The 23,641-nt window shown below is 72.6% G+C and carries 22 protein-coding genes; 5 read left to right on the forward strand and 17 right to left on the reverse strand.

Annotated elements, in window-relative coordinates; translation table 11 throughout:
• Nucleotides 1–135 precede the first annotated feature (135 nt).
• From KHP12_RS17920 to KHP12_RS17930, 3 genes are all read right to left on the reverse strand, one after another.
• Nucleotides 136–4,686: an AAA family ATPase gene (locus KHP12_RS17920; RefSeq protein ID WP_208652902.1), complete on the reverse strand. Its 4,551-nt coding sequence runs from the start codon at nt 4,684–4,686 to the stop codon at nt 136–138.
• A gap of 240 nt (nt 4,687–4,926) precedes the next feature.
• Entirely contained in the window at nt 4,927–5,133 is a 207-nt protein-coding gene (locus tag KHP12_RS17925) for a hypothetical protein (protein ID WP_037948583.1), read from the reverse strand.
• Nucleotides 5,134–5,504: 371 nt separating this feature from the next.
• A complete protein-coding gene (locus tag KHP12_RS17930) occupies nt 5,505–5,786 on the reverse strand; it encodes an acylphosphatase (protein WP_037948581.1) in 282 nt (93 codons plus the stop codon).
• A gap of 191 nt (nt 5,787–5,977) precedes the next feature.
• Here KHP12_RS17930 and KHP12_RS17935 point away from each other — a divergent pair, with 191 nt between their 5' ends.
• Together KHP12_RS17935 and KHP12_RS17940 are read left to right on the forward strand one after the other, a co-directional pair.
• Entirely contained in the window at nt 5,978–6,922 is a 945-nt protein-coding gene (locus KHP12_RS17935; RefSeq protein WP_211833166.1) for a CAP domain-containing protein, read from the forward strand.
• 176 nt (nt 6,923–7,098) lie between these two features.
• Nucleotides 7,099–7,575, forward strand: a complete 477-nt coding sequence (locus KHP12_RS17940; protein WP_086885390.1) for a winged helix-turn-helix transcriptional regulator — start codon at nt 7,099–7,101, stop codon at nt 7,573–7,575.
• Here the strand turns inward: KHP12_RS17940 and mutM are convergent.
• The 9 genes from mutM to KHP12_RS17985 all read right to left on the reverse strand — a co-directional run bounded on the left by mutM (nt 7,488) and on the right by KHP12_RS17985 (nt 16,980).
• On the reverse strand, nt 7,488–8,423 hold the full coding sequence (mutM, locus tag KHP12_RS17945) for a bifunctional DNA-formamidopyrimidine glycosylase/DNA-(apurinic or apyrimidinic site) lyase (RefSeq protein WP_086885391.1): 936 nt from the start codon (nt 8,421–8,423) through the stop codon (nt 7,488–7,490). The genes KHP12_RS17940 and mutM overlap by 88 nt on opposite strands.
• 125 nt (nt 8,424–8,548) lie before the next feature.
• On the reverse strand, nt 8,549–9,385 hold the full coding sequence (rnc, locus tag KHP12_RS17950) for a ribonuclease III (protein ID WP_037948575.1): 837 nt from the start codon (nt 9,383–9,385) through the stop codon (nt 8,549–8,551).
• A 19-nt stretch (nt 9,386–9,404) separates the two neighbouring features.
• Nucleotides 9,405–9,578 carry a 50S ribosomal protein L32 gene (gene rpmF / locus KHP12_RS17955; protein ID WP_037948573.1) on the reverse strand — a complete coding sequence of 58 codons (174 nt, stop codon included), beginning with the start codon at nt 9,576–9,578 and terminating at the stop codon, nt 9,405–9,407.
• A 2-nt stretch (nt 9,579–9,580) separates the two neighbouring features.
• On the reverse strand, nt 9,581–10,171 hold the full coding sequence (locus tag KHP12_RS17960) for a YceD family protein (protein WP_037948570.1): 591 nt from the start codon (nt 10,169–10,171) through the stop codon (nt 9,581–9,583).
• Nucleotides 10,172–10,456: 285 nt separating this feature from the next.
• Entirely contained in the window at nt 10,457–11,563 is a 1,107-nt protein-coding gene (locus KHP12_RS17965; protein ID WP_211833167.1) for a cell division initiation protein, read from the reverse strand.
• A 106-nt stretch (nt 11,564–11,669) separates the two neighbouring features.
• On the reverse strand, nt 11,670–12,179 hold the full coding sequence (gene coaD, locus KHP12_RS17970; RefSeq protein ID WP_086885393.1) for a pantetheine-phosphate adenylyltransferase: 510 nt from the start codon (nt 12,177–12,179) through the stop codon (nt 11,670–11,672).
• Entirely contained in the window at nt 12,176–12,763 is a 588-nt protein-coding gene (rsmD, locus tag KHP12_RS17975; RefSeq protein WP_086885394.1) for a 16S rRNA (guanine(966)-N(2))-methyltransferase RsmD, read from the reverse strand. Before rsmD ends, coaD begins: the two co-directional genes overlap by 4 nt.
• Before the next feature lie 160 nt (nt 12,764–12,923).
• A complete protein-coding gene (gene recG, locus KHP12_RS17980) occupies nt 12,924–15,071 on the reverse strand; it encodes an ATP-dependent DNA helicase RecG (protein ID WP_246649090.1) in 2,148 nt (715 codons plus the stop codon).
• Between the two features lie 139 nt (nt 15,072–15,210).
• The gene (locus tag KHP12_RS17985; protein WP_211833169.1) at nt 15,211–16,980 is read right to left on the reverse strand and encodes a DAK2 domain-containing protein; all 1,770 of its coding nucleotides are present in this window, start codon (nt 16,978–16,980) and stop codon (nt 15,211–15,213) included.
• Nucleotides 16,981–17,245: 265 nt separating this feature from the next.
• Here KHP12_RS17985 and rpmB point away from each other — a divergent pair, with 265 nt between their 5' ends.
• On the forward strand, nt 17,246–17,431 hold the full coding sequence (gene rpmB / locus KHP12_RS17990; protein ID WP_009714771.1) for a 50S ribosomal protein L28: 186 nt from the start codon (nt 17,246–17,248) through the stop codon (nt 17,429–17,431).
• 89 nt (nt 17,432–17,520) lie between these two features.
• On the opposite strand, the gene thiD is transcribed toward rpmB, so the two are convergent.
• Together thiD and KHP12_RS18000 are read right to left on the reverse strand one after the other, a co-directional pair.
• Complete coding sequence (thiD, locus tag KHP12_RS17995; protein ID WP_086886132.1) at nt 17,521–18,360, reverse strand: bifunctional hydroxymethylpyrimidine kinase/phosphomethylpyrimidine kinase; 840 nt, start codon at nt 18,358–18,360, stop codon at nt 17,521–17,523.
• Nucleotides 18,361–18,483: 123 nt separating this feature from the next.
• Entirely contained in the window at nt 18,484–19,452 is a 969-nt protein-coding gene (locus KHP12_RS18000) for a thiamine-phosphate kinase (RefSeq protein WP_037948556.1), read from the reverse strand.
• Between the two features lie 136 nt (nt 19,453–19,588).
• Here KHP12_RS18000 and KHP12_RS18005 point away from each other — a divergent pair, with 136 nt between their 5' ends.
• A complete protein-coding gene (locus KHP12_RS18005; protein ID WP_037948554.1) occupies nt 19,589–19,822 on the forward strand; it encodes an Lrp/AsnC family transcriptional regulator in 234 nt (77 codons plus the stop codon).
• 20 nt (nt 19,823–19,842) lie between these two features.
• Nucleotides 19,843–20,340, forward strand: coding sequence for a DUF3515 domain-containing protein (locus KHP12_RS18010; RefSeq protein WP_037948551.1), 498 nt, complete (start codon nt 19,843–19,845; stop codon nt 20,338–20,340).
• Between the two features lie 244 nt (nt 20,341–20,584).
• On the opposite strand, the gene KHP12_RS18015 is transcribed toward KHP12_RS18010, so the two are convergent.
• Genes KHP12_RS18015 through KHP12_RS18025 form a run of 3 tightly spaced genes read right to left on the reverse strand, consistent with a single transcriptional unit; the run spans nt 20,585 to nt 23,548 of the window.
• A complete protein-coding gene (locus tag KHP12_RS18015; RefSeq protein WP_037948549.1) occupies nt 20,585–21,757 on the reverse strand; it encodes a D-alanine--D-alanine ligase family protein in 1,173 nt (390 codons plus the stop codon).
• Between the two features lie 34 nt (nt 21,758–21,791).
• Nucleotides 21,792–22,793 (reverse strand): NAD(P)H-dependent glycerol-3-phosphate dehydrogenase, encoded by a 1,002-nt coding sequence (locus KHP12_RS18020; protein ID WP_211833170.1) that lies wholly within the window; start codon nt 22,791–22,793, stop codon nt 21,792–21,794.
• The gene (locus KHP12_RS18025) at nt 22,790–23,548 is read right to left on the reverse strand and encodes a lysophospholipid acyltransferase family protein (RefSeq protein ID WP_037948545.1); all 759 of its coding nucleotides are present in this window, start codon (nt 23,546–23,548) and stop codon (nt 22,790–22,792) included. Before KHP12_RS18025 ends, KHP12_RS18020 begins: the two co-directional genes overlap by 4 nt.
• Nucleotides 23,549–23,641: the final 93 nt, after the last annotated feature.

Consider the following 23,641-nt stretch of genomic DNA (forward strand, 5'->3'; position numbering starts at 1 on the left):
CGACCACCACTTGAAGGTAAAAGCAATGTTGCAGAGACTATTCCTTCAAGTTTCGAAGTCAATAGGGTGTGGCAAAGAAATCACTCCAGCATGCCGACACGCGGGAGTAGGTCTTGACTTCAAGTATTGAAACGGTCACCGCAAGCGCTGGCTGATGACCTTCGAGACGCCGTCACCCTGCATGGAGACGCCGTACAGCGCGTCGGCGACCTCCATCGTCCGCTTCTGGTGGGTGATCACGATCAGCTGGGAAGCCTCCTGGAGCTCCTGCATGATCCGGATCAGCCGCTGGAGATTGGTGTCGTCGAGCGCCGCCTCGACCTCGTCCATCACATAGAACGGGCTCGGCCGCGCCTTGAAGATCGACACCAGCAGGGCCACGGCGGTCAGCGAGCGCTCACCGCCCGAGAGCAGCGACAGCCGCTTGACCTTCTTGCCCGGCGGCCGGGCCTCCACGTCCACGCCCGTGGTCAGCATGTTCTCGGGGTCGGTCAGCACCAGCCGCCCCTCCCCGCCCGGGAACAGCCGCGAGAAGACGCCCTCGAACTCGCGGGCGGTGTCCCGGTACGCCTCCGTGAAGACCTGCTCGACCCGCTCGTCGACCTCCTTGACCACCTGGAGGAGATCGGCCCGGGTCTTCTTGAGGTCCTCCAGCTGCTCGCTCAGGAACTGATGCCGCTCCTCCAGCGCCGCGAACTCCTCGAGCGCCAGCGGATTGACCTTGCCGAGCTGCTGGTACGCGCGCTCCGCGGCCTTCAGCCGCTTCTCCTGCTGCGCTCTGACGTACCGCACCGGCTGGTTGCGCGGGTGCTCCGGATCCTCCGGCAGGACCTCGCCCTCGGCGGGCGGGGACGGCGGGACGAGCTGGTCGGGGCCGTATTCGGCGATCAGCCCGGCCGGTTCGACGCCCAGCTCCTCCAGCGCCTTGGTCTCCAGCTGCTCGATCCGCATCCGCTTCTCGGCGCCCAGCACCTCGCCCCGGTGCACCGAGTCGGTCAGCTTGTCCAGCTCGCCCTTGAGGTCACGCCCCTGGCCGCGGGCGGCGTCCAGCTCCCGCTCGCGCTCGGCCTTGGCGCGCTCCGCGGCGTCCCGCTCCTGCTCGGCCCGTACCAGCGACACCTCGACATGCGCCAGCAACTGGCGGGCGCCGGAGGCCACGGCCGAGGCCACCTCGGCCTCATGGCGCAGCCGGGCGCGCCGCTGCTCGGCGCGCGTCCGGGCCTCGCGCTCGGCGCGCGCGCCCCGGTCGAGCGCGTCGGCCCGCCCCGCGAGCCCCTTGACGCGCTCCTCATGCGTACGGACCTGGAGCCGCGCCTCCATCTCGGTCTGCCGGGCGTTCGCGCCGTCGGCCGCCAGCCGGTCGCGTACGGAGGTGTCGGGCTCCTCCTCGCCCGGCTCCTCCTCCGCCACGGCCAGCCGCTCGGCGAGCTCCTCGGCCTCCTCGGTCGCCCGCTCCAGCGCCTCCTCGGCCCTGGCGACGGCCGCGGTACTCCGCTCGGCCTCCCCGGCGGCCCCGCGCGCCTGCCCGGCCAGCCGGCCCAGCGACTGCGCGACCCGCGACTTCTCCCGGTCCGCCGCGCTCCGGCGGCCCGCGAGCTCCTCCACGAGCGTCAGGCACTCGGCCCGCCGCTCCTGAGCCGCGCGCTGCGCCCCGGCCAGCTCCTCGCACCGTACGGCGAGCCGCTCGAGCTCCGCCGCTGCCTCGTCGACGGACGCCTGCACCTCCAGCAGCGTGGGCGCCCCGGCGGAGCCGCCCTGCGCGAAATGCGCCCCGAGCAGATCGCCCTCGGCGGTCACGGCCGTCAACTCCGGCCGCTGTGCGAGGAGTTCCTCGGCCTCCTCCAGGGTCCCGACCACCACCATGCCGTCGAGCAACCGCCTTACGGCGGGCAGCAGCGCGGCGGGCCCAGCCACCAAGTCCGCCACCCGCGGCAACGCTTCGACGACCGCGGCCTTCCCGCCCCGCTCGTCCCCGGGCACTGCCCCTGCTACGGCCGCCTCTCCCCCGGCGGGCCGCGGCACCCGCGCGGAGACGGCCGACGTGGACGGCCCGGCGACGGCGGCGACCGTGGCACCGGGCTCCGTGCCACCGGGCGCCGAAGCGGCTGGGGCGCGGTCAGACGCCGTACGGGGATCGCGGCCCTCGTCCCCGGACGCCTCCGGCCGCGTACCGGGCACCACGGGCCGGTCGGCGCCGGGCCCTGCGGACGCGCTCGCGGCACCCGTATCGCCCCGGCTCACGGCGTCGGCGCCCGGCGCGCGCGTGCCCGGGGCAGCACTGCCCTCCGCCTCGGACGACGCCCCCGCGGTATCGGTGACGGCCTGCGCGGACCCCGGCGCGGTACCCCAGGAGTCCACCCCGCCCGGCCGAGAGCCCTCGTCGGAGCCGGAGGACTCGTTCACCGGACCGTCCGGGGACCGCGTGCCCGGCACGGCGGCAGCGCCATCAGCCGTCTCGGGGGAGCCCTCCGGCGCGCCAGCGGGTGAACCGGCCCCGGCCGTGGGGGCATCCCGGCCCACGGAACCGGCACCCGGCACCCGCGTGCCCGGCACGGCGGCAGCGCCGTCAGCCGCCTCGCCGGGGCCCTGCGGCGCGCCAGCGGGTGAACCGGCCCCGGCCATGGGCGTTTCGGCGTCCGCACCCGGCACTCCGCCCGGCTCGGCCGGGCGACCGAGAGGGCCGGGCGCCGCCGGGGTGACCGCCGATCGTGGCGCGGGCCCCTGGTCCGGCTCGCTCCGCGCGGCCCCCTCGGCGCGCGTGCCCGGCACGAGGGCGCCACCCGGCGCGGGCGCGCCGGAACCGCCCGGTTCCGGCGCGGCAGACGGGGATTCCGCCAGGGCGGCGGACGGCGACTCCGCCAAGGCGGCGGACGGGGGCTCCGCGAGGTGGGCGGACGGGGATTCCGCCAGGGCGGCCGACGAGGGCTCCGCGAGGTGGGCCGGCGGGGGCTCCTCCCCCTCCGCGGCCGGCGTCGTCAGCAGCAGGGCGGCGCGGCCGGCGTCGTCGGCGCGGAGGAGGCGGATCGCGTCGGCGGCCGCGCGGGGGCCGCTGACGGCGATCGCGTCGGCGGCGGCGCCCAGGGCCGTGGCGACCGGGACCTCGAAGCCCGGGGTCACGGTGAGGAGTTCGGCGGCGGGGCCCAGGAGTCCGCCGAGGCGGTCGGCGGCGGCCATAAGGGCGCCCGTGCCGTCCTTCCGGCGCAGACCGAGGGCGAGGGCGTCATGCCGGGCGGAGGTCGCGGCGCGCTCGCGTTCGGCGGCCGTCGCCGCCTCGCGGGCCGCGCTCAGCGCGGCCTCCGCCTCGGCCAGCTCGCGCTTCGCGGCCTCGTGGCGCTCCCGCAATTCCGCGTCGTCCGCGTCGAGTCCGTCGACCTCCGCCTTGAGCTGCTCGTACTCCTCCTGCGCGGCGACCGCCCGGGTCTGTGCCTCGTCGCGGGACGCGGCCAGCCGTTCGATCTCGGCGCGGGCCGAACCGGCCCGGCCGCGGGCGGCGTTCACCTGGCCCTGGAGCCGGGCGAGCCCTTCGCGGCGGTCGGCGATGGCGCGGGCCACGTCCTTGAGCCGGCGCTCCTCCTCGGCCAGGTTCCGCTCGAGCTCGGCCCGGTGCGCCACGGTGTCGTCCAGCGCCCGGCTCGCCGCCTCCAAGGCGGCCTCCAGCTCGGCCTCCTGCTCCCGAATGCGGGCCGCCTCGCGCTCCATGTCCTCGGGGTCGCGGCCGCGCCGCTCCTCCCCGGGGGCGGAGGTGGCGCTCTTGACCCGGGCGTCCGCCAGGCTGATCGTGCCGCGCACCCGCTCGGCGAGCTGCGAGAGCTCGTACCAGGTCTGCTGGGCGTCCCGGAGCCGGGGCGCGAGCCGCCGCACCTGCTCCTCCAGCGCCGCCTCGCGCTGCTGCGCGGTCCGCAGCTCGGCCTCGGCGGCCTCCTTGCGCCGCTTGAGCTCGGCCTCGTCGGCGACCTCGGCGCGCAGCGCCTCGCGCAGGGTCACCAGGTCGTCGGCGAGCAGCCGCAGCCGGGCGTCGCGCAGATCGGCCTGGATGACGGCGGCCCGCCGGGCCACCGCGGCCTGCCGGCCGAGCGGTTTGAGCTGGCGCCGCAGCTCGTCGGTGAGGTCCTGGACGCGGGCGAGGTTGGCCTGCATCGCGTCCAGCTTCCGCAGCGCCTTCTCCTTGCGCTTACGGTGCTTGAGGACGCCCGCGGCCTCCTCGATGAAGGCGCGGCGGCCGGTCGGATCGGCGTGCAGCACCCCGTCGAGCTGGCCCTGCCCGACGATGACGTGCATCTCCCGGCCGATACCGGAGTCGGAGAGCAGCTCCTGGATGTCCAGCAGCCGGCAGGTGTCCCCGTTGAGCTGGTACTCGCTGCCGCCGTTGCGGAACATGATCCGCGTGATGGTGACTTCGGCGTAGTCGATGGGCAGCGCGCCATCGGCGTTGTCGATGGTGAGCGAGACCTCGGCGCGGCCGAGCGGGGGACGGCCGGTGGTCCCGGCGAAGATGACGTCCTCCATCTTGCCGCCGCGCAGGGACTTGGCACCCTGTTCGCCCATGACCCAGGAAAGGGCGTCCACGACATTGGACTTGCCCGAGCCATTGGGGCCGACGACGCAGGTGATGCCCGGCTCGAACCGGAGCGTCGTGGCGGAGGCGAAGGATTTGAACCCTCGCAGGGTCAGGCTCTTGAGATGCACGCCTTTGGACTCTACCCGCCGCGCTTCCTCCGGCACCGTCCCATGAAGGTGGCGCGGCGCACCCGTCCCGGCTTTTTCTCCGTTTCAGCAATGATCGGTTTCACCGCTGGGAGAGAGGGGCACATCAGTCGGTAAGGGTGGCTCGGAGGCACACTTGGGGAAACGACGAAGGGACGCCGAAGCGTCCCTTGAGGATTCTCAAGCGGCTGACGATGCAGCCCGACCGGCCCTGGGGCTGGGTCAGGCGAGCGCAGGCTCCGCCTGGGATACGTCGATGCTTTCGAGCAGCGAGTCGCCGTGTCGAGCGGCGGCGGACAGCGCGTCGTTCTCGGCCTGAATCCGGACGATCTCGGATTCAAGGTCCTGGACGCGCTGCTGAAGCCGTCGCATCTCGGCGAGGACTCGGGGGTCGGAACCGCCGACGTAACCGAGAAGCGCCTTTGCCATGATGGATGGTCCTCCACACTGAGTGACCGACCGAAGCGGTGTGGGTCGTGAGGGATTTGCACCCGCGATGCCTGCCAAATTACTACCGTGCTGCGCGGCAAACAGTTAAGGTGCGCGGGGCTTCCAGCGTCTCACCAATTGGTTTGAGGGTCAACACGATCACACGCCGACGGGCCCGCAGGGGCCGAGAGCACACTGGCGGCGGACGCTCCCGCCCCTCTCCAGATGACCCATCGCGGTCGGGGATCTTTCGTGACTCCGCAGCCTTCCATGGAGCGGCCCGGTTGGCAACCATCAGCCGATTTCTGCTCACCGTGCGCAGGGAAGGCGTGGTCAGAGGGGGGCCACGGAGGGTACCTCCGGTGAGTTGATCAACGGATCTCGAAGGCGTCGTAGCCGCCCCGCGGTGTGTCCCAGATCTCGGTGATTCCCTCGACTTTCCCGGGCGTGTCGCCGTCCCGGAGCCATTCGAGCAACTGCTCGCACTCCGCACGCGGGCCCTCCGCGACCACCTGCACCCGCCCGTCGGCGAGGTTGGAGGCAAAGCCGACGAGGTCCCCGATGCGCAACGCGTTGGCCCGGGTGTACCAGCGGAAGCCGACGCCCTGGACGCGGCCACGAACCCACACGGTGAGGCGGACTCTTTCGTTCATATGCGCACGCTAACCCCCCGTCCGAGCAGCCGCTAAACCATCGAATTGCCCAGTGGGCAGGCGCGTTGGGGCCCGAATGGCGTACAGTCCCGGCTCAACAGGACTCACCCACACGAGTGATACATGGCTCGCGCACACGAGTGACACATTTCGAGCGACTTTTGACGCCGAGCACACAAGGAAGGCAGGAGATGGGCCGCCATCGACGATCTGCCCCCGGTACCCCGGCGGAGGTGGCCGCCGCAGGCCGCCACCGGGGACCGCACCGGAGCCCCCTCGCTCCGGTCCGGACCGGACTGTTGGGCGTATCCGCCGCTGTCGCGGTCGGCGCCGTGGCGATGGCCTCCGGACTCGGTCCGAACGGCTACGAACTCGGCGGGGGCAACGACTCCGCCGGACAGGTCCAGGCGGGCGGTCCCTCGGACTCCGGCCTGGAGACACAGGGCTCGCAGTCCGCGGCCCCCACCGATCGCGGCACGGTACCGCCCAGCCGTGGTGACGACCGCCCTCACGCACCCTCCACAACTCCCTCCAAGACCCCGCCCAAGCCCTCCGAGACGCCCTCCACCACCTCGCCGGAGCAGCCGAGGCCCTCCCAGCCCTCCGGGAACGACCGGCCCGGCGGAAACGGCAAGGGCAAGGGAAGCGACAACAGCAACGGCAAGGGCGGCGCGAACGGCGGCGGGCACGGCAAGCCGTCACAGACGCCCTCGACGGAGCCGACCGCACCCGAACCCCCGGCGGAGTCGACCGGCCCCGAGACCGCCTCGGAGGCCGAAGTCCTCGCCCTGGTCAACAAAGAGCGCGAGAAGGTCGGCTGCGACCCCGTGATAGCCGACTCCAAACTCGCGCAGCTGGCCGAGGACTTCAGTGAGGACATGTCCCTGCGCCAGTTCTTCGACCACATCAACCCCGACGGCGACAGCCCCTGGGAGCGCGCCGAGGGTGCGGGCATCCTGGACCTGGGCGGGGAGAACATCGCCCGCGGCCAGTCGGACGCACAGTCCGTGATGGACTCCTGGATGAACAGCTCCGGCCATCGCGCCAACATCCTCAACTGCTCGTTCAAGCGACTGGGCGTCGGCGCGCACTTCGGCGACGGCGGTCCCTGGTGGACCCAGGACTTCGGCTACTGAGCCGCTGAGCGGGAGCCGCTGAACGGGAGCCCCGAGCGGGCCTCCGCATCCGGCCGTATGTGAGAGCCCGGGGCGTACGAAAGCGCCCTGGGCTCTCACATGCCCGTACGAGCAGCACACTCACCAGCCGAAAGCGCGACCCTGGAGTCAGCGCTGAGTGCGCGTATGGTGTGGGTATGGACAGTGAACGCAGTGGCGGGGCGTCCACCACGGTGGACGTGGAGAACCTGGCCTTCGACGTGTTCGCCCGCGCCTGCCCCTCACGCGGCACGCTGGAGCACGTCACCGGCAAATGGGGCGGCCTCATCCTGAGCGCGCTCCACGACAGCACCTTCCGCTTCAACGAGCTGCGGCGGCGGGTCGACGGCGTCAGCGAGAAGATGCTGTCCCAGACGCTGCACGCGCTGGAGCGCGACGGTCTGGTGCACCGCGAGGCCCAGCCGACCAACCCGCCCCGGGTGGACTACCGGCTGACCCCGCTGGGCAGCGCGGTCGCCGAGCGGCTGCTGGCCCTCATCCATCTGGTCGAGGACCGGATGCCCGAGGTGCTGGCGGCCCAGGAGCGCTACGACACCGCGCGCGCCGGGAGCGGCGAGGCGTCGGCCGCGCGGGACGCCGGACGGGCCGTGGTGGCCGGGCGCGGCGGGCGCTGACAGCGCGGGCAGAAGTAGCTGGAGCGGTTCATCCAGGGGCGGCGACGCATCGGGGTGCCACAGCGGCGGCAGGGCTCGTCCTCCCGGCCGTAGGCGTCCAGGGAGCGCTCGAAGTACCCCGACTCGCCGTTCACGTTCACATAGAGGCTGTCGAAGCTGGTGCCGCCGACGGCCAGCGCGGCGGTCATCACCTCGCGCACATGGTCGAGGAGTTCGGCGGCGCGCGGCCGGGTGAGGGTCGCTGTCGGCCGGTCGTAGTGCAGCCGGGCGCGCCACAGCGCCTCGTCGGCGTAGATGTTGCCGACCCCGCTGATCAGCGACTGGTCCAGCAGCGCGCGCTTGATCGTGGTGCGGCGGCGGCGCAGCGCGAGGTGGAAGGCGGCCTCGTCGAAGGCGGGGTCCAGCGGGTCGCGGGCGATGTGCGCGATGACGTCCGGCAGCCCCTCCAGGTCGCCGGGGACGGTGTCGTGCAGCGAGAGCCCGCCGAAGGTTCGCTGGTCGACGAAGCGCAGCTCGGTGCCCGCGTCGTCGGCGAAGCGGACCCGGACGCGCAGATGCTTCTCGTCGGGCGCCTCGGCCGGCTGGACCAGCAGCTGCCCGCTCATCCCGAGATGGGCCAGGACGGACTCGGCGGACGCGTCGTCGTCGAACGGCAGCCACAGGTACTTGCCGCGGCGCCGGACGGTCCCGGCGCGGCGGCCCCGGAGGCGGGCCGCGAAGTCCTCCGCGCCGCCGAGGTGGCGGCGGACCGCGCGGGGGTGCAGCACCTGGACCTCGGCGACCGTACGGCCGCTGACCCAGCGCTCCAGTCCGCGGCGGACCACCTCGACCTCGGGCAGCTCGGGCAACGGGGGCCTCCTTGAGCCTTCGAGCCCTCACCGCCCCCGGGCGGAACGGCCCCGGCGGGCCGTCCGCCCGGGGGCGGTGAAAGGCGTTACGGACGTGATGGAAGGTGCGGGTCGGGGAAGGCCGATCAGCGTGCCGGGGAGGCCGCGTCGGCGGCGGCTCCGCCGTCCGCCGCCGTGCCCGCGGTTCCGGCGCCGGCCGCCTTGGCCTTCGCCTGGGCCTCGTCGGCAGCCGCGCGGATGGCGCGCCAGGCGGCCTCGGCCGCCTGCTGCTCGGCTTCCTTCTTGCTGCGGCCGGTGCCGGTGCCGTACGCGACACCACCGACGCGGGCGGCAGCCGTGAAGGTCTTCTCGTGGTCGGGACCGGTCTCGGAGACCAGGTACTCGGGGACCCCGAGGCCCTCGGTGGCGGTCAGCTCCTGGAGGCTGGTCTTCCAGTCCAGGCCGGCGCCGAGGTTCGAGGACTTCTCGATCAGCGGGTCGAAGAGCCGGTGGACCAGCTCCGCGGCGGCGTCGAGTCCCCGGTCGAGATAGACCGCGCCGATCACCGCTTCAAGGGTGTCGGCCAGGATGGAAGCCTTGTCCCTGCCGCCGGTGCCCTCTTCGCCCCGGCCGAGCCGGATGAAGGCGCCGAGGTCGAGGCCGCGACCCACCTCCGCGAGCGCGCGCGAGTTGACCACCGCGGCCCGCAGCTTGGCCAGCTGGCCCTCGGGCAGGTCGGGGTGGATGCGGTACAGCGTGTCGGTGACCACCAGGCCGAGCACCGAATCCCCGAGGAATTCCAGCCGCTCGTTGGTGGGCAGCCCGCCGTTCTCGTACGCGAAGGAGCGATGGGTCAGCGCACGCACCAGAAGGGCGGACTCGAGCTGGTACCCGAGCCGCCCTTCCAGGATCGTGTGAGACGAGGCCGTGTCCGCCTGGGCCGCTTCACCGCGCTTACGCGGGGGCGTGGTGGCGTCTGACATAGAGCCTGTCACCCGCCGATCAGACCTCGAGGACCTGGCGGCGGTTGTAGGTGCCGCAGCTCGGGCACGCGATGTGCTGCTGCTTCGGCTCGTGGCAGCGCTCGCACGCCACCAGGTTGGGGACCGCAGCCTTCCACTGCGACCGGCGGTGGCGCGTGTTGCTGCGCGACATCTTCCGCTTCGGAACAGCCACGGCTACTTCTCCTGTGAGTCATCCCCGCGCTCGCGGGGTGCGTTGTCCTTCTCGCCGTCCCTCATGGTCTCGGCGAGTCCCTTCAGTGCCGCCCAACGGATGTCGGCGGACTCGTGGTGGTGGTCGGGGTCGTCCGCGAGCCGGGCGCCGCAATCGGCGCACAGACCCGGGCAGTCCTCCCGGCACACCGGCTGCAACGGCAGTGCGAGCACCACCGCGTCGCGCAGCACGGGCTCGAGGTCGAACAGGTCGGCCTCGAGGAAGAGCATGTCCTCCTCCTCGGCGTCGTCGCCGGTATCCGCTTCGCGGCTCCGGTCGTCGGCGTCGGGGTAGGAGTACATCTCCTGGAAGTCCACTTCGAGCTCTCGCTCCAGCGGCTCCAGACACCTTACGCACTCCCCCGTGAGCGGCGCACGGGCGGTGCCTGTGACAAGCACCCCTTCCATGACCGACTCCAGGCGGAGGTCCAGCTCGATCGTCGCGCCCTCCCGCACCCCGATGACCTCGATGCCGAGGCCCTTGGGCGCCACCACGGAGCGGGAGACCCTTTTGAGCGCACCGGGACGACGGCCCAGCTCGCGCGTGTCGAACACGAGAGGGGCACGGTGGTCGAGGCGGGCGTTCAGGGCTTCCTGCTTTCTACGCTGCGGCGGGCCACCCGAACATCCACTACGAATCGGGCAGCCGAGATCGCGGACGTACGCGCGACCGAAGAGCCAGGATACTGGACAGGCCGCCGTAGACCCAATCCGCCCGGTGGAGAAGGACCTCTCGCGCCCCGAAGGGGCGCGGGGCAGTGTCTCCGCCGCGCCGGCGCGACCAGCCACGACGGCGCCGCAGTCGGCCGACGACGCATCGCGGCACTTCCCGCGGAGCGCTCAGCGGCCCTGCTCGTACTGACGGAGCTGATCGAGGTCGATCATGCTCGTGTCGAACAGGCTGGTCTCGTCGAGCGCGGCGCCCTGCTGCTGCTGGTGGTGCTGGGGCTGCTGCTGAGGCTGCTGGGGCACGTAGGCCGCGTTCGGATCGTAGCCCTGGGCCTGGGCCTGCTGCTGTTGCTGTTGCTGTTGCTGTTGCTGTTGCTGCCAGGCGGCGTAGGCGTCCTGCTGATAGCCGCCCTGCGCGGCGTACGGGTCCTGCTGTACGTACGCCTGCTGATAGCCGTACGCGTCCTGCTGCTGGTAGCCCGCGGTGGCGGCGTAGTACGCGGCGTCGGCGGCCGCCTGGTCGGGCGGGGCGGCGGGCTGGGCGAGGCCCGCCTGGGACTGGGCCAGGTCCGCCAGATAGTCGTCGTCGGTGGTCCGCAGGGCCATGCCGGCCTCGTCCTGGGCCGCCATATGGGCGCCGAGCTCATCGGCGGGCCGGGCCCCGAGCAGCTTCTGGCGGCCCCGGCCGACCGCCTCCAGGGTCTTGGCGAGGACCGCCGAGACGGCCCCCAGCTTGGTGTCCACGTACTCGTCCGCGCGGTGCCGCAGGGTGGCAGGGTCGGCGCTGCGCTCCGGGCCCTCGTCGGGCTGCCCGAGGCCGTCCTCGGCGCCGGGGGCGCGGCCGAGCAGCTTCTCCCGGCCGCGGTCGACCGAGCCGATGGTCTTGGTGAGCACGACCTCGAAGTTGGCCAGCTTGCTGTCCACGTAGTCGTCGGCCTCGACGCGGATCTCCTCGGCCTCCCGGCGGGCCTCGGCGAGGATCCGGTCGGCCTCCTCCTGGGACTTCCGCACCAGCTCGGTGTCCGAGATCAGCGAGGCGCGCTGGGCGTGCGCGGACTCGATGATCCGCCCGGCCTCCCGGTGGGCCTCCTCGACCATCTGGTCCCGGCCGCCGATCAGCTCCTGGGCGTGGGCCAGGGAGTCCGGCAGTGCCGCGCGCACCTCTTCGAGCATGGCGAGCAGCTCGGCGCGGTTGACCACGCACGAGGCCGACATGGGCATGGACCGGGCGCCACCGACGGTATCGACGATCTCGTCGAGCTTCTTCTGCACGTCCACTGTGGGTGCTCGCAGACTGTCTGGATGCGGATGGATACGGAGACGAACGGGACGACTGTACGACCAGCGGCCGCCTCCCGGACAGCCGCTGACGTCCCGTCAGCCGCTACTTCCGGCCGAGCCGCTCGGCAAGCGCCTCCAGGACCAACGGGGGCACCAGGTGGGAGACGTCGCCGCCCCAGGCCGCGACCTCCTTGACCAGGCTGGAGGAGAGGAAACTGTAGGTGGGGTTGGTGGGCACGAACAGCGTTTCCACGCCGGAGAGGCCGTTGTTCATCTGGGCCATCTGCAACTCGTAGTCGAAGTCGCTGACGGCCCGCAGCCCCTTGACGATCGCGGGGATGTCCCGCTGCTTGCAGAAGTCCACCAGGAGGCCGTGGAACGCCTCCACCTGGACGTTTCCGTACTCCTCCGTGGTCTGGCGGAGAAGGTCGATCCGCTCGTCCACCGTGAACAGGCCCTGCTTCGACTTGTTGATCATCACGGCGACGTGCACGACGTCATAGAGCTTGGAGGCACGGGCGATGATGTCGAGGTGTCCATTGGTGACGGGGTCGAACGACCCCGGACAGACTGCGCGGCGCAACGGAAGTTCCTCGCTCTCGGGTCCGGTCATGACGCGTCCTCGCACGTCGAGGCGGCGTGACCGTACCAAAGCGTGCCCTCCCCGTAGCGACGGGCCCTGAGCCCCTCGAATCCGGCAGGCCACACGAACTCCCCACCTCGTGTGCTCCGCTCAACGGTGGCCAGCCCACCGGGCGCGAGCCAGCCCTTCCCCAGGAGTGTGAGGAGTATCTCCCGGATTTGGTCGTCGGTGACCGCGTAGGGCGGATCCAGGAAAACGACGTCGTACGGGCCGGTGTCGGGGGCCTGTCCGGCGATGGTCTGTTCGGCCTTGCCGGTGCGCAGCTCCGCGCCGGGCAGACCGAGGGTGCGGACGTTCTGCCGGATCGTGCGGGCCGCCCGCGGGTCGGACTCGACCAGCAGCGTGTGGGCGGCGCCGCGGGACAGCGCCTCCAGGCCGACCGCACCCGAGCCGCCGTACAGATCCAGGACACGGGCCCCGTCCAGCGAGCCGAGCAGCGACTCCCAGGTGGAGAACAGGCCCTCACGCGCCCGGTCCGAGGTGGGTCGGGTGCCGTTTCCCGGCGGCACGGCCAGGCGGCGGCCGCCGGCCGCTCCGGCGATCACGCGGGTCATGGGTGGGAGCCGTCCTTCACGGTGGTCGGGGCAGCGGCGCCCGGTGCCCGTCCGGGCGGGGCCGCCGCATCTCCACGATATGGCGTACGGGGGCAGACGGTGGCCGGGCGCGCTCCTCAGGCGGGCCCGGCGGTGGCCGGGCGCGCTCCTTTCGCGGGGCTCAGCCCTTGTCGAGGAACTCCGCGCGCTCCTTGTCCAGCAGGGCGTCCAGCGCGGTGCGCAGCTGCGGGTATCCGGCCAGCTCCGGGTCGGCGGCCACGATCGCGGCCGCTTCCTCCCGGGCGGCCGCGATGACCTCCTCGTCGTCGATGACGGCGAGCACCCGCAGCGAGGAGCGGACCCCGGACTGGGCCTGGCCGAGCACATCGCCCTCCCGGCGCTGCTCCAGGTCGATCCGGGACAGCTCGAAGCCGTCGAGCGTGGCCGCGACCGCGCCCAGCCGGGCCCGGGCTGGGCTGCCCTCGGGCATGTCGGTCACCAGCAGACACAGCCCGGCGGCGGAGCCCCGGCCGACGCGGCCGCGCAGCTGGTGCAGCTGGGAGACGCCGAACCGGTCGGCGTCCATGATCACCATGGCGGTGGCGTTGGGCACGTTCACACCGACCTCGATGACGGTCGTGGCGACCAGGACGTCCACCTCGCCCGCGGCGAAGCGGCGCATCACCTCGTCCTTGGCCTCGGGCTGCATCCGCCCGTGCAGCACCTCCACCCGCAGATCACTCAGCGGGCCCTTGACGAGCTGCTCGGCGACGTCGACGACGGCCAGCGGCGGGCGCTTCTCGGCCTCGTCCTCGGGGCTCTTCCCCTTCGCCGCCTTGGACTCGTCCTCCTCGTCCCCGATCCGCGGGCACACCACATAGCCCTGGTGGCCGGCGGCCACCTCCTCGCGCACCCGCTCCCAGGCGCGGGTCAGGAAGTGCGGCTTGTCCTTGGCGGGCACCACATGGGAGGCGATCGGGGAACGGCCCGAGGGCAACTGGTCCAGGACGGAGGTCTCCAGGTCGCCGAAGACGGTCATGGCCACGGTGCGCGGGATCGGGGTGGCCGTCATCACCAGCAGATGCGGGGGCTGTTTGCCTTTGGAGCGCAGGGCGTCGCGCTGCTCGACCCCGAAGCGGTGCTGCTCGTCCACGACCACCAGGCCCAGATCGTGGAACTGGACCTTGTCCTCGATCAGGGCATGGGTGCCGATCACGATCCCGGCCTCGCCGGTGACCAGGTCCAGCAGCGCCTGACGGCGGGCCGCGGCGCCCATGGAGCCGGTGAGCAGCACCACCTTGGTGCCCTGCTCCGCGCCGCCCAGCATCCCTCCCTCGGCCAGCTCCCCCATCATCTCGGTGATCGAGCGGTGGTGCTGCTGGGCGAGCACCTCGGTGGGCGCGAGCATCGCCGCCTGTCCCCCGGCGTCCACGACACCGAGCATCGCGCGCAGCGCGACCATGGTCTTGCCCGAGCCGACCTCGCCCTGGAGCAGCCGGTGCATGGGGTGGTCGGTGGCGAGGTCGGCGAAGATCTCCTCGCTGACCCGGCGCTGGCCCTCGGTGAGGGTGAACGGCAGCCGGGCGTCGAAGGCGGTCAGCAGCCCGTCCGGGGCGGGCTTGCGGGGCGCCGCGGGCAGCTGGGCGTCGGCCTGCCGCCGCCGGGCCAGCGCCACCTGGAGGACGAACGCCTCGTCCCACTTCAGCCGGTCCCGGGCCGTCGCGATATCGGCCTTGGTGCCCGGCCGGTGGATCTTGCGCAGCGCCTCGGGGAACGTGGCCAGCCCCCGGCCCTCGCGCAGGCTCTCGGGCAGCGGGTCGATCAGCCCGGCCAGCGCGGACTCCTCGTGGCCGGCCGGGCCGAGCACGGTGTCGACGGCCTGCTGGATCTGCCAGGACTCCATCTGCTTGCACGCCGGGTACAGCGGCAGCAGCTGATTGGCGAACGCCTCCACGGCCTCCGCGCCGCTCCCCGCGACCAGCGTCTTGAACTCGGGGTGGGCCAGCTGCCGCTTGCGGTTGAAGACCGAGACCTTCCCGGCGAACATCGCGCGGGTGCCGGGCTGGAGCTCCGTACGCGGCTTGTGGACGCCCTTGCCGAAGAAGACCAGCTGGAGACGGCCGCTGCCGTCGGTGATGGTGACCTCCAGCCGCCGGCCCCGGCCGCCGTTGAACGTGTGCACCCGGGCGTCGGCGACCTGGGCCACCACGGTCACATGCTCGTCCAGGGGCAGGTCGGACAGCCGGGTCAGCTCACCGCGCTCCGCGTACCGCCGCGGGTAGTGGTGCAGCAGGTCGCCGACGGTGTGCAGGTCGAGATGGTCGGCCATCACCTTCGCGGTGTTGCCGCCCAGGACCTTCTTCAGGGGTTCATCCAGCACGGGCACCCGTCCATTGCACACCACGGGAGTGACAATCGGGGATGACGAGCGGGGTGGTTCGGCGGGTGGCCGCTCCGGGCGGCCGGGCTCATTCGATGCCTATGATCAGCGGCGCGGTGGGCTGACCGCCGTGATAGACGACCGTGTCGACGGCGAAGTGGCCCTCCCGCACATGCCGCTCCAGCCGTTCGGCGACCTCCTCCGGAAGGTCCGCGCCGAGCACCAGCGTGACCATCTCGCCGCCCGACGCCAGCATCCGGTCCAGCACCGTCTCGGCGGTCGCGGCCAGCTCCGAGCCGATCACCGCCACATCGCCGTCGATCATGCCCAGGACGTCCCCGGCCTGGCACACCCCGGCCATGGTCCAGGACTGGCGCTCGGCGACGGCCAGTTCCGCGTAGCGGGTGGCGCCCGCGGCCGAGGTCATGGCGACCACGTCCTCGTCGAAGCTGCGGCCGGGCTCGTGGACGGCGAGCGCGGCGATGCCCTGGACGGCGGAGCGGGTGGGGATCACCGCGACCCGCACGCCCTCGGCGCGGGCCTGGGCCGCGGCCGCGGCCGCCGTGTGGTGCAGCTCGGTGTCGTTGGGCAGCAGCACGACCTCCCGGGCGTTGGCCCGGCGGACCGCGTCCACCAGCTCACCGCCGGCGGGCGGCTCCCCGGGGCGGGTGGCGACCGCGGTCGCGCCCGCCTCGGCGCACAGCGCGGCCAGTCCGTCGCCGGGGACGACGGCGACCACGGCACGGGGCGCGTGCTCGGCGCGCGGGCCGTCCGTGGGGCCCTGGGCACCGGACTGATCCGGCAGGACGACGGCCGGGCCCGGCCGGTCCGGACCGCCCGGGCCCGCCTTACGGACGGCGGCACCGCCGAAGTGGGTGATCCGGATGCGGTACGGGCGCCCGGCCTGGACGCCCGCCTCCACGGCCGCCCCCGCGTCGTCCACATGGACGTGGACGTTCCACAGGCCGTCGCCGCCGACGACCACCAGGGAGTCGCCGAGGGCGTCCAGCCGCTCCCTCAGGGCGGTCACGGCCGTGTCGGCGGCCTCCAGGAGGTAGATCACCTCGAAGGCGGGCCCGGCGTCCGGGGCGCCGTCGGCGGAGCAGCCCGCCAGGTCCTGCCCGCCCGCTCCCGTGGGCGCCGGGGCGTCACGGCCGGGGCGGGCCGGGGCGGGCGCCGCGGGGGCCTCGCCCGACAGCGCCTGGGCGAGCCCGCCCAGGACCGTCACCAGGCCGTAGCCGCCCGCGTCGACCACCCCCGCGCGGGCGAGGACGTCGAGCTGGCCCGGAGTGGCCTGGAGCGCCGTACGGGCGCCCTCGTACGCGGCGCGGGCCACCGTGGCGGCGTCGCCCGTGGCGCGCTCCGCGCTCTCCGCGGCGGCCACGGCGACCGTGAGGACGGTGCCTTCGACGGGGTGCGCGACGGCCAGGTAGGCGAGGTCGACCGCGCGCCGCAGCGCCCGCCGCAGCCCGTCCGCCTCGTCCGTGCCCGGGGCCGCTCCCGCGCCCGGGGTCCCGTCCGGCCCGCCGTCGGCCAGGACGTCCGCCATACCGCGCAGCAGCTGCGCCAGGATCGTGCCGGAGTTGCCCCGGGCGCCGATCAGCGCGCCATGGGCCATGGCGCGCACCACATCGGCGAGGGTGGGGCGGGACGCGGCGGCCGAGGTCGCGTGGCCGTCGAAGGCCGAGTCGACGGCCCGGGCGGCGGACTCGACGGTCAGATACAGATTGGTGCCGGTGTCCCCGTCCGCGACCGGATAGACGTTGATCGCGTCGATGTCCGCCCGGGCCCGGCCCAGCGCGTCGAGGGCGAGCCCGCACCAGGTCCGTACCGCATCGGCATCGAGCGTGTGCGGCACGAAAGGTCCTCCTCGGAGGCTGCTGGGGGCGGGGGTGGGCATCGCGTCATCGCAGGGTAGTCGCCGCCCTCGGCGGGTGCCGGGGCAGCCATGATAGTTTCGTTGTACGGGAGTGGCCGTTGTATGCTGCTCCGGTTGCCCGATGCGAATCGGGCCATTTCCCCAGGCGCCGCCGATTCTCCACGATTCAGGCAACGTCCGGGGCATCCGTTCAGTGTCCTGTCTCCTCGCGGGAAGCGAGGGTGACCCGTCTTTGGAGTAACCCGTGGCTGCCAACTGCGACGTCTGCGGCAAGGGGCCGGGCTTCGGCAACAACATCTCGCACTCGCACCGCCGCACCCGCCGTCGTTGGAACCCCAACATCCAGACGGTGCGCGCTGTGGTCGGTCGTACCCCGAAGCGGCTCAACGTCTGCACCTCGTGCATCAAGGCCGGCAAGGTTTCGCGCTAGTCGTCTAGTCGCACGGCCTCCCCGCGCAAGCGGGATACCGGTACGCCAGGCCGGTCCACCACTGGAGTGGACCGGCCTTTCGCGTGCCCTCAGCCGGTCCGTTCCGACAACCACCCGTGGTCGACCGGGCCGATGCCCGCACCCAGGGGGAAGCCCGCCGCGATGGCGCCCGTGACGTAGTCCTTGGCCGCCGTGACGGCCTCGGGGACCTCGTAGCCGCCCGCCAGATACGTGGCGACGGCCGCGGCGAGGGTGCACCCCGTGCCGTGCGTATGGCGGTTGTCCTGGCGCGGCGCCCGGAGCCAGTGCTCCTCGGTGCCGTCGGTGAGCAGATCCACCGCGTCGCCGCCGGGCAGATGGCCGCCCTTGATCAGCGCCCACCGCGGGCCGTGGCCCAGCACCGCCCCGGCCGCCCGCCGCTGGTCGTCCTCCGACTCCACCCGGACGCCGGTGAGCTGGGCCACCTCGTCCAGGTTGGGCGTGGCCACGGTCGCGGTCGGCAGCAGCTTCGTACGGACCGCGTCGAGCGCCTCGGCGGCCAGCAGCGGGTCACCGTGCTTGGAGACGCCGACCGGATCGACGACCACGGGCGCGGTGACGTCCTCGAGCAGCGCGGCGACGGTCTCGACCAGTTCGGCCGTCGCCAGCATGCCGGTCTTGACCGCCTGGACGCCGATGTCGTCGGCCACGCTGCGGAACTGGGCCCGTACGGCCTCGGCCGGCAGCTCCCAGGCGCCCTGGACGCCCAGGGAGTTCTGCGCCGTCACGGCCGTGATCACGCTCATGCCGTGGGCGCCCAGGGCCAGCATGGTCTTCAGGTCGGCCTGGATGCCCGCACCGCCGCCGGAGTCCGATCCGGCGACGGTGAGGACGCGCACGGGCGCCGAGCCGTCATGGGCGGGGCGGGGGACGCGGGGAGGTAGAGCCATGGCACCGAATCTACTCGGCGCCCCCGGCACCCCCGGACGTCCCCCAGGGGCCCTTACGGTCGCTCGGTGCCCTTACCGCCACCCGGCGACGTCACTCGGCGCCCTCACGTTCACACATCACCATCACTCGGCGCCCTTACCGTCGCCGAAGTGGTCCCAGCCCCCATGTGCCCACGGGGCTCCGTCCACCGTCACCTGGGGCAGCGCCGAGGGGTTGAGCACCTCGCCGATCACCTTCCAGCGGGCCGGCAGCTTGGCGTCGGGCGGGAAGGTGGCCACGATCGCGTGGTCCTCTCCCCCGCTGAGCACCCACTGGAGCGGATCGACGCCCACCGCCTGCCCGATGTCCGACATCTGCGAGGGGACGTCGATGTCCGCCGAGCGCAGATCGATGCGGACCTTACTGGCCTCCGCGATATGCCCGAGGTCGGCCACCAGCCCGTCGCTCACATCGGTCATCGCGGTCGCGCCGAGCCCGGCGGCGGCGGGACCGGCGTGGTAGGGGGGCTCCGGCCGCCGGTGCGCCTCGACAAAGGCCCGCGGTGAGCGGAAGCCGCGCGAGAGCACCGCGTGTCCGGCCGCCGACCAGCCGAGCCACCCGGTGACGGCGACGACGTCGCCGGGCTGGGCACCGGATCGGGTGACCGGCTCGTGGTTGCGCAGATCGCCCAGGGCGGTGATGGCCACGGTGATGGTGTCCCCGCGCACGACGTCACCGCCCACCACGGCCGCGCCCGCGACCTGGCATTCGTCGCGGATGCCGTCCATCAGCTCGGCCGGCCAGGTCACCGGCAGATCGGCGGGGACCACCAGGCCGAGCAGCAGGGCGGTCGGCACGGCACCCATGGCCGCGATATCGGCCAGGTTCTGGGCCGCGGCCTTACGGCCGACGTCATAGGCGGTGGACCAGTCCCGGCGGAAGTGCCTGCCCTCCAGCAGGACGTCCGTACTGGCCACGACCCTCCGGTCGGGCGCGGCCACGACCGCCGCATCGTCACCGGGCCCCAACCTCACCGCCGGGGTGGTGGTGAGCCGGGAGGTGAGCTCTCTGATGAGCCCGAACTCCCCCAACTCGCCCACGGTGCCCTTCATCCCATCGCCCCTTCGTGCTCGTGACCGCTTTCCGCCGCGCCGCGCTCCCCGCGCGGGTCTCCCCGCGCCGCATGGCGACGCGGTACCGTGGCGTCCCTTCTTTCCACATGATCCTCGTAGCCGCCCTGGAGGTTCCGTGGTACAGGCGTACATCCTGATCCAGACCGAGGTCGGCAGGGCCTCGACCGTGGCCGACGTCATCGCCAAGCTCCCCGGGGTGATACAGGCGGAGGACGTGACGGGCCCCTATGACGTGATCGTGCGGGCCCAGGCCGACACGGTCGATGAGCTCGGCCGCATGGTGGTCGCGAAAGTCCAGCAAGTGGAAGGGATCACCCGTACCCTGACCTGCCCGGTCGTCCATCTCTAGCTCCCCCGTATGATCGGCCGGTGAATTCCGCACACCGTAGTCCCACCCGGCGGCTCGTTCCGCTGTCCGCCGCGGTGGCCCTGGCCCTGGTGCCGGTAGCCGGTTGCTCCTTCACCGGGGATTCCGACGACACCAAGGCGCCCGCGGTTCCCACACCGGCCCCACAGGCGGCCGCGATCTGCCGGGCGCTGCACAAGGAACTGCCCGATGCCGTGAACGGGCTGAAGCGGGGCACCGCCGAGCCCGCCTCGGACTACACAGCCGTGTGGGGGGACCCCGCCGTGCAGCTGCGCTGCGGGGTCCCCCGGCCGGAGGCGATGGGCTCCAAGACCGATTCGGCCGAGGTGAACGGTGTCGAGTGGCTCCCGGAGAAGCGAAAGGACGGCTACCGCTTCACCACCGTACTGCGCCGGGCCTATGTCGAGGTGACCGTGCCCGGGAAGTACTCCCCCGAGATCAACCCCCTGCTCGACCTCGCCCGCGCCGTCAAGAAGACGGTCCCGAAGGGCGTGGCCTAGCGCGATCCGGCGCGCCTGGCGCGGCCGCGGCCGTCCGGCTACGGGGTGTCCGGCGGATCTTTCCCCTCCCCGCCCCTTCCCGCGGCGTCGATGTGCGGCTCCGCCGCGTGGCAGGGGCTTCGCCCCTGGACCCCGGGGTCTGGGGCGGAGCCCCCCACGCGGCGGAGCCGCATATCGTCAGGTGTCGGGAAGGGGCGGGGAGGGGAGCAGCCCGCCGCAGGCGCCAAGATCCGCCGGAAACCCCCTAGCGCAGCCCCGTCGAGCGGCGCAGCGCGGCCTCCAGCAGCCGGTCCACCAGCTCGGGGTAGCTCACGCCGCTCTCCTGCCACATGCGCGGGTACATCGAGATCGGGGTGAAACCGGGCATGGTGTTGATCTCGTTGATCACGAACTCGCCGCTGTCCAGCAGGAAGAAGTCGGCCCGCACCAGCCCCTCGCAGGACGCCGCCTCGAAGGCGGCCACCGCGAGCTCCTGGACCCGCCGGGTCTGCTCCTCGGTCAGCGGCGCGGGCACGATGCCGTCCGCCGCGTCGATGTACTTCGCCTCGAAGTCGTAGAAGGCGTGGGAGGAGACCGGCGGGATCTCGGCGGGCACGCTGGCGCGCGGCCCGTCCTCGTACTCCAGCACCCCGCACTCGATCTCGCGACCGCGCAGCAGCGCCTCCACGATGACCTTCGGGTCGTGGCGCCTGGCCTCCTCGATGGCCGCGTCCAGGTCCGCCGGGCCCTCGACCTTGCTGATGCCGAAGGACGAGCCGGCGCGCGCGGGCTTCACGAAGAGCGGCCAGCCGTGCTCCTCGGCGAACTCCACGATCCTCTGTCGGGCGGCGGAAGGTTCCTGCTCCCAGGCCCGGGGGCGGATCACCTCGTACGGGCCGACGGGCAGCCCGAAGGAGACGAACACCCGCTTCATGTACTCCTTGTCCATGCCCACGGCGGAGGCGAGCACTCCGGCGCCCACGTACGGCACCCCGGAGAGCTCCAGCAGCCCCTGGAGGGTGCCGTCCTCGCCGTACGGGCCGTGCAGCATGGGGAAGACGACGTCGACGTCGCCCAGCGCCTTGGGCACCGCCCCCGGCTCGCTGTAGACGACCTCGCGGTTCCCCGGGTCGACCGGGAGGACGACCGAGCCCTCGCTGGACTCGGCGAGCCGTTCGACGCTGGGCAGCTCGCGGTTGGCGATGGCCATCCGCTCGGGCTCGTCGGCGGTCAGCGCCCAACGGCCGTCCGTGGTGATGCCGATCGGCAGCACGTCGTACTTCTCACGGTCGATGGCGCGCAGCACGGCGCCCGCGGTGACCACCGAGATGGCGTGCTCGGAGCTGCGGCCGCCGAAGACGACGGCCACGCGCGGCTTGCGCCGCTCGCCTCCGGAGGGAGCCGGGACAGGGCCTGGGGAAGGGGTCTGGCTGCTCATATCGCGTTGAGATTACCTTGCGGTCCGCGTGGCGTCAGTGCCGCTCGGCCTTGGCGCTGCGGGACATCAGCTCTTTGAGTGCGACAAGGGGCTGTTTGCCGTCGTGCACGATCTCGACGACGGTCTCGGTGATGGGCATGTCGACATCGTGGCGGCGGGCGAGATCCAGCACCGACTCGCACGACTTGACGCCCTCCGCGGTCTGCTTGGTGACCGCGATGGTCTCCTCCAGTGTCATCCCGCGCCCCAGGTTGGTGCCGAAGGTGTGGTTGCGGGAGAGCGGCGAGGAGCAGGTGGCGACGAGGTCGCCCATGCCCGCCAGGCCCGCGAAGGTGTGCGCGTCGGCGCCCATCGCCAGGCCCAGCCGGGTCGTTTCGGCGAGGCCGCGGGTGATCAGCGACGCCTTGGTGTTGTCGCCGAGGCCCATGCCGTCGGCGATGCCCACGGCCAGCGCGATGACGTTCTTCACCGCGCCGCCCAGCTCGCAGCCGACCACGTCGGTGTTGGTGTACGGGCGGAAGTACGCGGTGTGGCAGGCGGTCTGGAGGCGGCGGGCCACGCTCTCGTCGGGACAGGCCACCACGGAGGCTGCGGGCTGCCGGGCGGCGATCTCCTTGGCGAGGTTGGGCCCGGTGAGCACCGCGACGCGCTCCGCGGGCGCCTTGGCGACCTCCTGGACGACCTCGCTCATGCGCTTGGCCGTGCCGAGTTCGACCCCCTTCATCAGGGAGACCAGCACGGTGTCGGCGGCCAGCAGCGGGGCCCAGTCGGAGAGGTTGCCGCGCAGCGTCTGGGAGGGCACGGAGAAGACGGTGAACTCCGCGCCGTCCGCGGCCTCGGCCGGGTCGGTGGTGGCCCGCACGCCGTCGGGGAGCCGCACCCCGGGGAAGTAGTCGGGATTGCCGCGGCCGGTGTTGATGGCCTCGACGACACCGGGCCGGCGCCCCCACAGCGTCACCTCGCACTCCGCGTCGGCGAGCACCATCGCGAAGGCGGTGCCCCAGGAGCCGGTGCCGAAGACGGCGCAGCGCGTCACTTGCTCTCCTCATCGGCCAGCGGGAGCGGCGGGCCGTCGGTGCTGGACCGGGTGGGCCGGTCGTACCTCTGAACGGGCGCCGGTTCGCCGCGCACCTCGGAGAGGAGCTCGGTGATGGCGTCCATGATGGTGTCGGTGGCCGCCCTGAGGACCTCGGCGGTGGGCTCCTGGCCGTAGAACTCGGACAGGTCCACCGGCGGGCCGGCGTGCACCTTGAGCGTCTTGCGGGGGAAGAGGCGGACCCGCTTCTCCTTGGCGTACGGCGGCACGGCCTCGTTGGCGCCCCACTGGGCGACGGGGATGACCGGGGCCTTGGTGAGCAGCGCGACCCGCGCCGCGCCGGTCTTTCCGCGCATGGGCCACATGTCGGGGTCGCGGGTGAGGGTGCCCTCGGGGTAGAAGGCCACGCACTCCCCCTTGTTGATGGCGTCCACGGCGGACCGGAAGGCGTTGGCGGCGTCGGTGGACTCGCGGTAGACGGGGATCTGGCCGGTGCCGCGGAGCATGGTGCCCACGAAGCCGCCTCTGAAGAGGGCGGCCTTGGCGAGGAAGCGCGGCACCCTTCCGGTGTTGTACTGGAAGTGCGCGTAGGAGAGCGGGTCGAGATACGAGTTGTGATTGATCGCGGTGATAAATCCACCGTCGGCGGGAATGTGCTCCATTCCGTGCCAGTCCCGCTTGAACAGAACCACCAGCGGCGGTTTGCACAAGACCGCTGCCATGCGGTACCAGAAGCCGATTCTGCGGCCGGACACTCGGAACATCCTCTCTTGGACCCTGCTGACCTGCTGGCTTGCTGTCGTCTCCCGTAGCCGCACAAGTGTCGCTCCAGGCACCCCGTCTGTCGA

Source organism: Streptomyces asiaticus (assembly GCF_018138715.1).
Classification (GTDB): Bacteria; Actinomycetota; Actinomycetes; order Streptomycetales; family Streptomycetaceae; genus Streptomyces; species Streptomyces asiaticus.